This is a genomic window from Desulfosoma profundi, from assembly GCF_055387865.1.
The window spans coordinates 1264431-1276902 of record NZ_AP042420.1 but is presented as its reverse complement, the minus strand read 5'-3'; the positions used below and the strand labels follow the sequence as shown (position 1 = coordinate 1276902).

At 60.2% G+C, this 12472-nt stretch carries 8 protein-coding genes; all 8 read right to left on the bottom strand.

What is annotated here, in order from left to right; translation table 11 throughout:
• Positions 1 to 68: 68 nt before the first annotated feature.
• Entirely contained in the window at positions 69 to 2555 is a 2487-nt protein-coding gene (gene hdrA2 / locus ACZ5K9_RS05585; RefSeq protein WP_464273437.1) for a CoB-CoM heterodisulfide reductase HdrA2, read from the bottom strand.
• Between the two features lie 16 nt (positions 2556 to 2571).
• The gene (locus tag ACZ5K9_RS05580) at positions 2572 to 4155 is read right to left on the bottom strand and encodes a hydrogenase iron-sulfur subunit (RefSeq protein ID WP_464273436.1); all 1584 of its coding nucleotides are present in this window, start codon (positions 4153 to 4155) and stop codon (positions 2572 to 2574) included.
• A gap of 17 nt (positions 4156 to 4172) precedes the next feature.
• Positions 4173 to 7532 (bottom strand): FAD-dependent oxidoreductase, encoded by a 3360-nt coding sequence (locus tag ACZ5K9_RS05575; protein ID WP_464273435.1) that lies wholly within the window; start codon positions 7530 to 7532, stop codon positions 4173 to 4175.
• Positions 7529 to 8128 (bottom strand): 2-oxoacid:acceptor oxidoreductase family protein, encoded by a 600-nt coding sequence (locus ACZ5K9_RS05570; RefSeq protein ID WP_464273434.1) that lies wholly within the window; start codon positions 8126 to 8128, stop codon positions 7529 to 7531. Before ACZ5K9_RS05570 ends, ACZ5K9_RS05575 begins: the two co-directional genes overlap by 4 nt.
• A 17-nt stretch (positions 8129 to 8145) precedes the next feature.
• The gene (locus ACZ5K9_RS05565; RefSeq protein WP_464273433.1) at positions 8146 to 8988 is read right to left on the bottom strand and encodes a 2-oxoacid:ferredoxin oxidoreductase subunit beta; all 843 of its coding nucleotides are present in this window, start codon (positions 8986 to 8988) and stop codon (positions 8146 to 8148) included.
• Positions 8985 to 10130, bottom strand: coding sequence for a 2-oxoacid:acceptor oxidoreductase subunit alpha (locus ACZ5K9_RS05560; protein WP_464273432.1), 1146 nt, complete (start codon positions 10128 to 10130; stop codon positions 8985 to 8987). The genes ACZ5K9_RS05565 and ACZ5K9_RS05560 overlap by 4 nt, the downstream gene beginning before the upstream one ends.
• 22 nt (positions 10131 to 10152) lie before the next feature.
• Positions 10153 to 10461, bottom strand: a complete 309-nt coding sequence (locus tag ACZ5K9_RS05555) for a 4Fe-4S dicluster domain-containing protein (protein WP_464273431.1) — start codon at positions 10459 to 10461, stop codon at positions 10153 to 10155.
• A gap of 523 nt (positions 10462 to 10984) precedes the next feature.
• The gene (locus tag ACZ5K9_RS05550; protein WP_464273430.1) at positions 10985 to 12376 is read right to left on the bottom strand and encodes a TolC family protein; all 1392 of its coding nucleotides are present in this window, start codon (positions 12374 to 12376) and stop codon (positions 10985 to 10987) included.
• Positions 12377 to 12472 lie beyond the last annotated feature (96 nt).

Sequence of the window (12472 nt, the reverse complement as noted above, 5' to 3'; positions counted from 1 at the left end):
CCGTGTTCCGGCAGACTCAGACTCCTTTTGGGGTGAAACGGGATTGAAAGGGCCTTCGTGAGCAGCTGTCATGGATTCGCGGAAACCTCGCCGGACGATGTGGGTGCGGCGACGCCGTGCAGCTCTTGCGGTGGACCGTCTTGGTTCCGTTCCGTGAGAATCCGGACAGTCTCGGCGATTTCCTCCGCTGTCACACTTTGCCGCAGCCTTTCCATGTTCTCCATGATGCCGGCAAAGCGCACCGCCTCGGCGGCACTGACCCACGCCAGCTGCAGTCTTTCGGGGCGAATGCCCAGCTTTTCCATTTTTCGGCGCACCTTTTCGATGCGTTTTTCCGTCCAATGATTGGCATTGATATAGTGGCAGTCGCCGATATGGCACCCGCTGACGAGAACCACCGGAGCTCCCTGACGAAACGCGTGCCAGATAAAGGATTCAGCGACCCGTCCGGAACACATGGTCCGAAGAAGGCGCGCGTTGGGGGGGTACTGAAGCCGAGAAACCCCCGCCGCGTCGGCCCCGGCATAGGAGCACCAGTTGCACGCAAAGGTGAGGATTTTCTCCTGCGGTTTCTCCGCGAGCAGGGTTTCGATTTGATCCAGAATCTGCGCGTCGGTGAAATGGTTCATCACGATGGCGCTTGTGGGGCATTCAGCGGCGCACGTGCCGCATCCGGCGCAGGCCGCCGAGGTGACCACGGCCGCCGTTTTCTTTTTCTTGTCCACGGTGATGGCGTGGTAAGGACACACTTGGGCGCACCGTCCGCAGGAGATGCACTGTTCCGCCACAACCTCGGCGGTGATGGGTTCCGTGAGGATTTCACCCCACTGCATGAGGCGCATGGCACGGGCCGCCGCCGCCGAAGCCTGCGTCACGCTGTCCTTGATGTCCTTGGGCCCTTCGGCGCAGCCGGCAAAGAAAATGCCTCGGGTCGCAGCATCCACGGGTTGCAGTTTGGGATGGGCTTCAAGGAAAAAGCCCTCGGAGGTGAGTTGCAGCCCGAGCATTTCTTGGAGCTTTCGGGTGCTCTCGGTGGGCTGCATCCCCACGGCCAAAACAAGCATATCCAGTTCGTGAAATTCCAGGCGCCCTGTGGCGGCATTTTCCACGGCGACACGCAGACTGTTGTTCGGCAGCTCCTGGACGGTCCCCGGCAGGCCTCGAATGTAGCGCACGCCCAAACGACGGCTCCTGGTGTAAAGATCTTCAAAACCTTTCCCGAACGCCCGGATATCGATGTAAAAGACTTTGATGTCCACGTCGGGGTGATGCTCCTTGAGGACCAGGGTGCTCTTGACAGTGTTCATACAGCACACGTTGGAACAATAACCGTGGCCTTTTCGGGCGGAGCGCGATCCGACACATTGGATGAAGCCCACCGACCGCGGAGGTTTGCGGTCGGAAAGACGGACCACCTCACCCTTTGTCGGCCCTCCGGCGTTGATCAGACGTTCAAATTCCAACGAGGTGAGCACGTTTGGAAAGCGGGTATAGCCGTATTCGTCCAATTCCGTAGGATCATACGGTTCCATGCCCACCGCGACGATGATGGTTCCGACACTGACCTCGATTTCTTCATCGGACATGTGGAAATCGATGCAGCCTTTTTCGCACACGGCGATACACTTGGCACACACCGCGGGGTTATGCCCGAGACACTCGTTGACGTTGAGCACATAGGCGGAAGGGACCGCCTGGGGAAAAGGCGAATAGATGGCTTTGCGGGAGGACAGGCCCTGGTTGAATTCGTCCGGGCGCACCACAGGGCAGACCCGTGCGCATTCGCCGCAGGCCGTGCAGGCTTTTTCATCCACATAACGGGCTTTCTTAAGAATCTTGACCCGAAAGTTCCCCACATAGCCCGAGATGTCAGTGACTTCACTGAGCGTCAAAACAGTGATTCGAGGATGCCGACCGGCATCCGCCATTTTCGGCCCAAGAATTCAAATGGAACAGTCCATGGTGGGAAAAGTTTTGTCCAGTTGAGCCATCATGCCGCCGATACTGGGCCGTTTTTCCACCAACACCACCTCAAAGCCGCTGTCGGCGAGATCCAGTGCCGCTTGGATGCCGGCGACGCCGCCGCCGATCACGAGGGTTTTCTTGGTCAAAGGCACACGTTGGGGATAGAGCGCAGTGAGCCGCCGCACGCGAGAGACCGCCATGCGCGCCAGGTCCGCGGCCTTGTGCGTGGCGGCAAGCGGGTCGTGCATGTGGACCCAGCTGCACTGTTCCCGAAGATTGGCCATTTCCAACAGGAAAGGGTTCAGTCCGGCGTCGCGCATCATCTGCCGAAAGGTGGTCTCATGCAGTCGAGGCGAACAGGACGCCACGACCACGCGATTCACGCCAAGATTTTCAATGTCCTGTTTGATCGTTTGTTGGCCCGGTTCAGAACATGCATAGGAGACTTCCCGGGCGATCACCACATCGTCCATGTCTTGGACGCTGCGCACGACGGCGCTGCAGTCGACCACTCGTGCGATATTCAGGCCGCAATGGCAGACATAGACACCGATCCGCGGTGGGGCGGACAGAAAGCCGGACGCATCCATGGCTTTTTTCTCCTCATTACTCCCACTGAATGGTTTTCGCGAGAAGCGAGGTGAGGTCAATCATTTCCACAGCGATCTCTTCCCCGAGGAACGGATCTTCCATGGCACAGCGCAGATGGATTTGACATTTAGGGCAAGCCGTCACCAGCACGTCGCTTCCTGTTTCCTTGGCCTGGCGCAGACGTTTCAACTGGAGCGCCTTGGTGTATCGGTCACATCCGGTCCAGGCACAGTTGCCGCAGCACAAGGCGGACGCGGCCCGGTCCACCATTTCCTCGAACCCCTTGAGGTTGAGCCGTTCGATGAGTTTTCGGGGCAGATCCGCCTTTTTGGCCAAGCGGCTCAGCCGACACGGATCTTGAAAAGTTATCTTGTGATCAAAGGGTTTGAAGCCGACGGCACCCTTGCCGACCTCCCGATCGGCCACTTCGAAAATGTGGCTTACCCGACAGGGCAAGGAAACGCCGTGTTCGGGGTAGTGATGGGCCAGGGTGTAGTAGCATTCCGGGCACGCCGTGATAATTTCCTCCACGCCTGCGTCTCGAAAGGCCTTCGCGTTCAACTGAGCCAGCTTGACGAAATTTTCTCGGTCCCCCGACCACAGGAGGTCATGTCCACAACAGCGTTCATCGCTAAGGAGGCGCGGCCGGATATCGAAGAAGTTCAAGAGACGCAGCGCGTCATGGAGAATGTCCTGGGTGTGCACGTCCCGGAACCGTGTGAAGTACATGTCGAAATATGGGGCGCATCCTCCGAAGAAGAGCACGGGGCTTTGGGGATCGACCTGGAGGTCTGCCTCGAGATCCTCCCAGCGCCGAGGTTTAAGATCGGGGGAAGTCATGGTGCGCATCAGGGATTGAAAGAAGCCCCCGTGGGCCAGAGGCCCCGATCCGTTGTCCGAATGGTGCAAGGCGCGAAGATCACGGATAAAGTCCGGAAAGTGAACCCCCGAAGGACACCGGTCGTCACACAAACCGCAGGTGATGCAGCTCCAGAGATCGTTGAGAACTTCCTGCGCCTTGATTGCTCCCGTCATGAGATTCGTTGCCATGCTGCGCGGCGAGAACGGCTTGCCGGTCAAGGTCAGCGGGCAGGCGGACGAGCATTTGCCGCAATCCTGACAGGCGTAAATATCGTGGTTTTTGAGCAAGGCGGCCACGCTGGTTTCTGTGACCGGATGAGGCTCGGTGGGACGCGGCGGGACGACCGGAGTTTTCCCGAGGGCGCGGATCTCGTGACAGAATCCCTCCATAAAAGCGAGCAGTCCGGACGCATCGTCAGGGAGGAATCCTGCCCATTGCAGACGGTCTTCTCCGATCCCGAGGATCTTCAGGAGGCGGCGCATGTATTGGATTCGGGTGAGAGCCGCAGAATTCCCCGTCCCGTAGCGGCATGATCCGGGTTCGCAGCCGGCAAGCACGACACCATCCGCTCCCATTTCAAAACACTTGAGGATCAGGGCCCGCGTGACCCGACCGCTGCACGGCACGCGCACCATGCGGATTTCTTCAGGGATAGGGGCCTTGCCGTCTTGGAGGCTCTGGAAAGCGGCGTGGGGTCCCCAGTTGCACAGAAACAGGACGACATTGAGCTTATTCATGACGGTTCACCGTGACCCTAAATCGCTTCCATCAAGATTTCCTGAATCAAATGTTCCAAGACGGCACGGTCTCGATAAGGGCTATCTGCGGCGTTGGACGGGCAGATGGCGATGCAGTTGCCGCACCCCTTGCACAGGGCTTCGTCGACGCACGCCGTGCCGTAACCCCACTCGTTCTGACGAAAGCTGATGGCATGATGGGGACACACTTCTGCACATCGCCCGCAGCCTCGGCACCGCGACGCATCAACGGTCACCGTGTAGCCTTTGCTGTGCCGGGGACGCCTCGGCATAACGCACGCCGCGAGAACCGCCGCCGCCGTTCCTTTAATCCGCTGAGACGCTTGAATGCCCGGTGGGTTGGCCAAGAAGAGTCCGGGGACGGAGGTCGCTCCGGGATAAAAGAACGGAACTCCGGCCACCCCCCTGCGCTGCATTGTCCACTTGATCGGTCGTGGCGGCAGATTTTCATCGGGGATGTAAGGAATGGTCCTCCGTGATCTTTCGCCCAGGATGACCGCTCCGGCATGAAGGACCTGTGAGGTCCCGTCCACTGTGGCCATGAGCTGGAACGCGCCGATGGTCCCTCGGAGCCCCTTGATTTCGGTGCGGTGGAAGACGTGAATGTTTGGATGGCTCGGAATCTCAACGGCCTGATCCTGCGGGCCGGTGAAAAGAAAGACCTCCATGCCGGATTGCGCAAGAGTCAGAGCGCTTTTCACGGCGGCCTCTGAAACGCCGATGACCGCCGTGGTGAAGTTGTACGGGCGGGCCGGAGCCGGCATGCTCTTGAGCTTGCGGGTTCGCCCGATGGATCGTTCGAGAAGACCTTGGAACCGTGCCAGCGCGACGTCTTCCCCTTGAGTGAAAAACCGAAGGGCTTCTCCCCGAAGGTTACAGGTTTCGACCATGGCCCGGCTGATCCCGGTGGCGTTGAAAAGAGCAGATTTCAACCGGCTGCGTTGGTCCGTACAGGCGCTGCACACGAAATCCAGGGGGCAGCACACACATGAGGCCAGAACGACCCGGGTCAGCCCTCTCTCCCGAATGGTCTGGACCAGGGACCTCGAACCTTCCGGACTGCAGGCAGACGGCACAACCTCGGCATGAACGACGTCGGGTCGGGAAAGGAGAGACGCCACGTAGTCCGTCATTGCCTGAGACCACCCCAGGGAATCATGGCAACGGCAGGCGAAAACGCCGATCCGCACCTCTGGAGATAACGGCGGATCTGGAGGGGGAAAGGACAAACCGTGCCCTTTCATTCGCTGGGCATTTTCCCCAAGAAGAATCATGGCTTCACCCGCCGCAGCAAACCCTCTGACAATCATGGCGTAAACATCGTCTTGGGCAGAAGACTTCGTGTTATACGCCCGAAGGACGTCTTCCCCGCGGATGGGCGGGGCCAGATGAGGATCGGCTAGGATGACCACCCCGGCCTGTTCGATGACTTCCAAAGGCTTCTGCCGATGATCCACGGCCCCACAGCTGTTGCAGGCTTCAAGGCATTGGAGACACTCCGAGCACACCCCGCACTGAAGGCACCTTTCGGCCTCAGCGCAGACCTGGGCTTGGGAGAATCCCAAAGAGACCTCGGTGAACCCGCATGTGCGGCGGGACGGATCCACATGGGCGGCCATGGGACGGCCACAGTAGACCAAATTCTCCACGATCGGCCGAAGATCCGCGTCGTCGGGTCGACAGGCGGCCGCCATGGCTCCTTCGCCGCTCAAGGCCGCATGCACCGATTGGGCGACCCGGCGCCCGGAAGCCATGGCATGCACCACGGACGACGGGCCGGACACCGCATCCCCCGCGGCATAAATGCCGGGCAGGGATGTTCTGCCCTGTGCGTCCACAACGAGCAGCCCCTGTGCCGTCATGGACAGACCCGTTGAGCCGTCACCGAAAACGGCCGGGTCGGCCTGCTGGCCGATGGCCACAAAGGCTCGTCGGCACGCCATGAGATAAGATTCGGCACCGGGTTTAGTCACAGGCCAAGGAATCCCTTTGGCGTCGGGTGGCCCAGGCACCGTTTCGACGCATTGAAGGTGGGTCAAGCGACCGTTCTCTCCCAGGAAAGCGGTCACCCGCGTGCGATCGATGATCCGGATGCCTTCCAGACGAGCCTCGCGGACTTCTTCGGGGTCCGCCGGGATAAGGTCCTCGGGAAACCAGGAAAGGATCGTCACACGGGCGCCCAAGCGCACCAGGATCCGGGCAAGATCGAAAGCGGCGTTGCCGTCGCCGATGACCACGACGTCCTCAGGGAGGGCCGAAACTTTTCCCCGGTGGACGGCGGTCAAAAACTCCACGCACCCTTCCACTCCCTGGAGATCTTCCCCGGGAACGCCCAATTTTCGGTCTTTCCAGGTCCCGACGGACACAATTACGGCGTGATAGTCCTGCGTCAGGCTCTCCAATCGGGCCAGATCCACAGGATGGGACGTGACGATCTCCACACCCAGGTGTTCGATCCACCGAATTTCACGGTCCAGGACATCCCGAGGCAGGCGGTGCGGGCCGATGCCGTAACGGAGCAGGCCGCCGGGTTTATCCTCCTTTTCCAACACGGTCACCGCATAACCCCATCGGGCGAGATCTGCCGCCGCCGCAAGGCCCGCGGGACCTGAGCCGATGACGGCGATCCGTTCCGGCCGTTTTGCCGCCGTCCTCTGGATCTGCACCGGATCGGCATGATCGGCGAGATACCGTTTGATTTCTTTGATGCTGACGCCGCCATCCAAACCTGAGCGGCGGCAGGCGGCTTCACACGGGTGCGTGCAGACCCGGCCGCAGACGGCGGGGAGCACGTTGTCTCGGCGGATCAGTTCGAGGGCTTTGGCGTAATGTCCCGCACGGGTGAGCGCCAGGTAGCCTTGGACGTTGACCCCCAAAGGACAGGCCTCCTGACACAGGGGGGTGCGGCGTTTATCGATGACCGCTCGTCCAGGTACCATGTACCGGCTTTCCGCATGGACGGCCTTGCTCCCGTCAGGATTCGTCACGGGGCAGGCCTCCAGGCAGCGGCCGCATAAAATGCAGCGGTCGGCATCCACATAAGTGGGATCGACAATGATGCGGGCGGCAAACCCCTGGGACGAGTGCTTCAGGGAGGCGATGCGCGCGGGCAGGAGGCATCGGATTTGAGGGTTTCGTAAAATACGGAGCAATCCCGGACGGTGGGCGAAATTCAGGGGTAGCCCCGAGGCGAGCCGCCACTCGTGGCGAGCCAGCTTGGCGTTCAAGTCCGGATCCGGATCCACCAATGTTACCGGAACACCCATCTCCCCGAGCTTGTTTGCTGCAGCCACACCCGCCGGATTCGCTCCGATGACCAGCACCTTATGCAGACGCTCTTTGGAATTTTCCTTCATGCCATGTCTTTCTCACCGGACTCTTTCTTGCGTCGGCCTTTCAAGACGGCCAGGCCGTATTCATAACCCTTGTCAAACGCGGCCGAATTCATCTTCTCCGTTCCCTTGGGGACCAGGGCGAGGACGGTGTCTCGAGCCGCCTGGGCGGAGACGACCTGAGTGACGGCGGTAAAAGAGCCCACCATGACGATGTTGGCCATCATGCGACGTCCGAGCTCTTCGGCGAAACGCGTCGCCGGGATGGCAAAGCGTTCCCCGTGCCATTCCCCGTGAGGGCGGACCAAATCCTGGTCAAAAAGCAGGAGGCCGTCCTTTTTGAGAAGAGGGATGTATTTTTCGTACCCGCCTTGGGACAGGCACACGAGGATGTCCGGGTGCCTGACATAGGGGTAGTGGATGGGCTTGTCCGCGATAATCACCTGGGCGCTGCACGCGCCGCCTCGTGCCTCGGGGCCATAGGATTGGGTTAACGTGCTTTCCCTGTGATCGCGCAAACTGGCCGCCCGTCCCACGATCATCCCGGCCAACACGATGCCCTGTCCGCCAAATCCGGTAAAAAGGATCTCCCGATAGATCCCCTGACCTGTGGTTTTCATGGGGTCTGGTCCTCTTTTCAGCCCACGACCGAATCGGACAGGCGGCATGTTCGGTCGTACATCTCAATGCACGTCGGGCGATGCTCTTCCACAAATTTGCCCAACACAATGCCTCGCTCAAAGTCCATGGCCGCCTCCGCCGGGTTGGCGCCGTTTTTGACAATGGTGCGGTTTTGGTAAAGCTTGAGGGTATCCAGAGGGCGTTCCTTGTTGCGTCGGCCGTATCCCGTGGGGCACGGCGCAAGGACTTCGATGAAAGCGAAGCCCTTGTGATGGAGGGCTTCTTGAACCGATTGGGTGAGGTCCCGCGTGTGAAGGATGGTCCATCGGGCCACATAAGTGGCTCCCGCCGCGTAAACGAGATGGGGCAGGTTGAAAGGCTGCTCGGGATTCCCTCGCGGTGTGGTGGTCGTCTTGGCCAACGGGGGTGTCGTGGCGGCGACCTGCCCCCCGGTCATGCCGTAGTTCAGGTTGTTGACGCACAACACCGTGATGTCGATGTTGCGGCGGGCCGCGTGAATGATGTGATTCCCGCCGATGGCGAACAAGTCGCCGTCTCCGCTGAAGACGATGACATGGAGTTCCGGTCGCGCCAGTTTCATTCCCGTGGCAAAGGGAACGGCGCGACCGTGGGTCGTGTGATACGAATCCAAGCGCGTGTAGCCGGCGGCTCGTCCCGAACAGCCGATGCCGGACACCATGACTGTTTTATCCAGGTCGAGACCGCTGTGGGTGAGGGCCATGAGGCACGCGGAAAAAGCGGTGCCGATGCCGCACCCGGGACACCAGATGTGAGGGACCCGGTCGGTGCGAACCAAAGGATCCAAAGGATGGACCGGGGACGCTTTGGGTTTTTTCATAGCGATTCCTTCATGGCGCGGACAATCTGTTCCGGAGGGATGACGCTTCCGCCGGCATGCCCCACGAGATGACAGGGGACTCTGCCCCGGGTGCACCGTTCCACTTCCAGGTGAATCTGCCCCAGGTTGATCTCCACGGTGAAAATGGCTCTGACTTTCCGGGACAGCGCCGCCACGGCCTCTTCGGGAAAAGGCCACACGGTAATGAGGCGGAGCAGGCCCGCCTTGATGCCGCGCTCACGGGCTTCGTCCACCGCCGCCAGGCTGCTGCGGGAAGAGACCCCGTAGGAAATGATGGCCACGTCCGCATCCTCCAGCCGATACGCCTCCGTCTGTAGGATGTCTGCCAGATTGCGCCGAATCTTTCCGGTGATTCGGGCGACCATTTCCGCATGGCATTCCGGGGTCATGACCGGATAGCCGCGTTCATCGTGGGTCAGACCCGTCACATGGATGCGATAACCATCCCCGGCATCGGCCATGGGCGCCACCCCATCCGGGCCGGGATTATAGGGCTTGAACCGGTCTTTGCGGCCTTTGGGGCGGCGTCGGGTCACCGTGCGAATGGCCGACGCCTCGGGGATCACCACCCTTTCACTCAAATGGCCGATGACTTCATCGCTCATGATGAGCACGGGAAGCCGATACTTCTCGCTGAGATTGAAGGCGGTGATGGTCTGATAGAAGATCTCCTGCGGAGAGGCCGGTGCCAGGGCGATGATTTCGTAATGCCCATGGGATCCCCAACGCGCCTGCATCATGTCGCCTTGGGCCCCCAACGTGGGGAGGCCTGTCGACGGACCGGCTCGCTGCACATTCACGACCACACATGGGGTTTCCGTGCAGATCCCGAGACCGATGTTTTCCATCATGAGGCTGAATCCAGGGCCCGACGTGGCCGTCATGCTCTTGACGCCGGCACACGAAGCCCCAAGGACCGCGGCCATAGCCGCGATTTCGTCTTCCATCTGAATGTACGTGCCGCCCACATCGGGCAGCCGGTCCGACATGTGTTCGGCGATTTCCGTCGCCGGGGTGATGGGGTAGCCGGCAAAGAATCGGCATCCTGCCGCCAAAGCCCCTTCGGCGCAGGCGACATCCCCGGTGATGAAATGCTCACCGGTCCACACCGCTGGTTTCATATATCACGCTCCTCCTTGGACCTTACGAGCTTGCGGACCCGCTGCGGACAGGAATCCCCGACTGGGTGGATTCCGCCGGGATTTCCACGGAATAGATGGCCAGGTCCGGGCAGATGATTTCGCAGTAGTGGCAGTTGACACACGCCTCCGGATGCTTGACTTCGGGTGGATGATAGCCTTTGGCGTTGAACCGTTTGGACTCTTCCAGGACATCCCGGGGACAAAACGCGATGCAGTAGCCGCAGCCCTTGCATCGATCTTCAAGGATCACGACCCGGCCCTTGGAGATGTGGATCTCATCCACATCCAGAGGAGTTCTCCAGAATTTCATAAAAGGCCACCTCAATGCTTGTTCCGTCCATGATGAACCGATCCCGTTGCCGAACAAAAGGGGGAGCCGTCCCCTGTACCGGGAACCCGGGCGACCAGAAACCGCACTAGAAAACAGGCCCCATGCACATGTCAAGAGATTTTCTTCTCAAGGAGAGGCATTCTAGGCATCCCCCCCTGCATTTCGGGGGGGAATTCCCTGCGGGGCTCGAGAAAAGACCCAGGAATCCTTCTCCTACCAATGGTTCCCTATGGCTTTTGAGTGGGCGGACCCAGCGCTCAGGCCTTTCGGGTGCACTGAGCCTGCCTTCCCCCCTCAAGATCGGCTGGGGGAAATATCAGTGTGGGTGGAATGGGAACATTTCGGTGCATGTCTCCTTCAAAGGCATCATGGGTGTCCTTCGGGTCGTCTGTGGGATCAAGGCTGCAGACGGGTTTTTGCAGGACCGAGGTGGCGAAGCCTTTCAGGTGGGAAATCGTGATAAAGGTGCCCGGGAGTTTTCCTTCGGTGCGGCCTGATGGAGTTAAAAACCTTCCAGGATTTTCCCCGTGGCCGCGTGGAATCGCACCCAGGCGTTTTCTAAGGAAATTCGGCTTTGGGCAAGCTGACTCTGGGCTTGCACCAGATCTCTTTGGGCTTGGGTCAGGCGGACCAAAGAGGCTTGGCCTGCGGCGTATTCTTTTTCGACGAGATCCCGGGTCCTTTGGACCAAGGCGGCGTTTTCCAACTGGAGCCGGACTTGCTCCTGAGCCCCGAGGATCTGTTCCACAGCTGCCTTGACCTGGGAGACGGCTTCCACGGCGACATTTTCCAACGTTTTTTGAGCCTCCCGCTGAGACTGTCGTGCCTCTCGGACCCTGAAAAAGTCCTCTCCGCCCGAAAACATCGGCACGACTACCGCGACCCCGAGGGATGAACCGAAATCGTCCTGTTCCAGACGTGCGTCATGAGTCCGTGATCCTTCCAGTGTACCGAAGAGATTCAGGGATGGAGAGAAGCGTGACCTGGCCGATCCCACCGCCGCTTGGGCGGCGCGAAGGGTGAATCGAGCCTGCTGAAGGTCTGGACGGTGGTCCATGGCATAGGTGACGGCGTCGGCGAGGGAGGGTGGGTTCAAAAGGCAAGGGTCGAGGTCGGCTAAAGGGGCCAGTGCGGTCTGATTGTCGAAGGCGCCCTCGGGAAGGCCAAGGAGAGCCGCCAGGCCTGTAAGGGCGACCCGGTATTGCTCGTCGGCTTGGATCTTTTGGGCCCGGGCCAGATTCACCTGAACCTGAAAGTTCAAGACGTCGCTGAGAGCCCCGGCCCCAAGGGCCTCTCTGGCCTGGGCGTCTTTGAGCTGCCGCGTGTTGAAGGCTTCGTCGGCCTCGGCAATGTTACGCCGTTGCCGGGCCAGTTGCGCCAAAAAATAGCTGTCCGCGACGGCTTCAAGAAGCACGCGCCGGGCTTCGCGATAGGCCTCTTTGCTTTCCTCTTCGTGAAACCGCGAGGCGGCCAGCGAAAATTCCCGATAAAAGCCGTCAAAGAGCGTCAGTGTGGCGCTCAAGGAGGCGTTGTAAACGTCTTCCCGCATTCCCGGATAAAGTCCCGGACTGATCGAGGTGATCCCTGAGGAAGAAAGGGCGCTGCCTTGGCTTTCCGGGGTGCGCACATGGGTGGCCCGCGCCGATCCTTCGATGCGCGGCAGATACCGTGACCAAGCCTGCCGGACCCTTTCTCGGGCTTGCGCCGCCCGAGCCTGGGCGGCACTAAGCGACGGATTGGCTTCCAAAGCGAAACGTTGCGCCGTCTTCAGGTCCAAGAGGCAGGCGGGCGAATCAGAGGGACGTGATCCTCCGGGCTGGCATCGGATTGAATCGCCGGGGATTGGGCGCCGGCGACGGCTGACATCAATAAAAACCAAAGAAGGACGAGCCACGCCCGTCTCGGCATCCGTTTTTGACGCATGGGACATCTTCCTCAACGTCTATGTTGGCGTTAAAGCGTTTTTCACGTTCACACCGTTTTTCCATCG

Excerpts from the sequence above, each read along its gene's own strand:
- ACZ5K9_RS05570 (WP_464273434.1), bottom strand. The coding sequence starts at position 8,128 with ATGAAAACCACAGGTCAGGGGATCTATCGGGAGATCCTTTTTACCGGA.
- ACZ5K9_RS05575 (WP_464273435.1), bottom strand. The coding sequence starts at position 7,532 with ATGAAGGAAAATTCCAAAGAGCGTCTGCATAAGGTGCTGGTCATCGGA.
- ACZ5K9_RS05555 (WP_464273431.1), bottom strand. The coding sequence starts at position 10,461 with ATGAAATTCTGGAGAACTCCTCTGGATGTGGATGAGATCCACATCTCC.
- ACZ5K9_RS05565 (WP_464273433.1), bottom strand. The coding sequence starts at position 8,988 with ATGAAAAAACCCAAAGCGTCCCCGGTCCATCCTTTGGATCCTTTGGTT.
- ACZ5K9_RS05560 (WP_464273432.1), bottom strand. The coding sequence starts at position 10,130 with ATGAAACCAGCGGTGTGGACCGGTGAGCATTTCATCACCGGGGATGTC.
- ACZ5K9_RS05580 (WP_464273436.1), bottom strand. The coding sequence starts at position 4,155 with ATGAATAAGCTCAATGTCGTCCTGTTTCTGTGCAACTGGGGACCCCAC.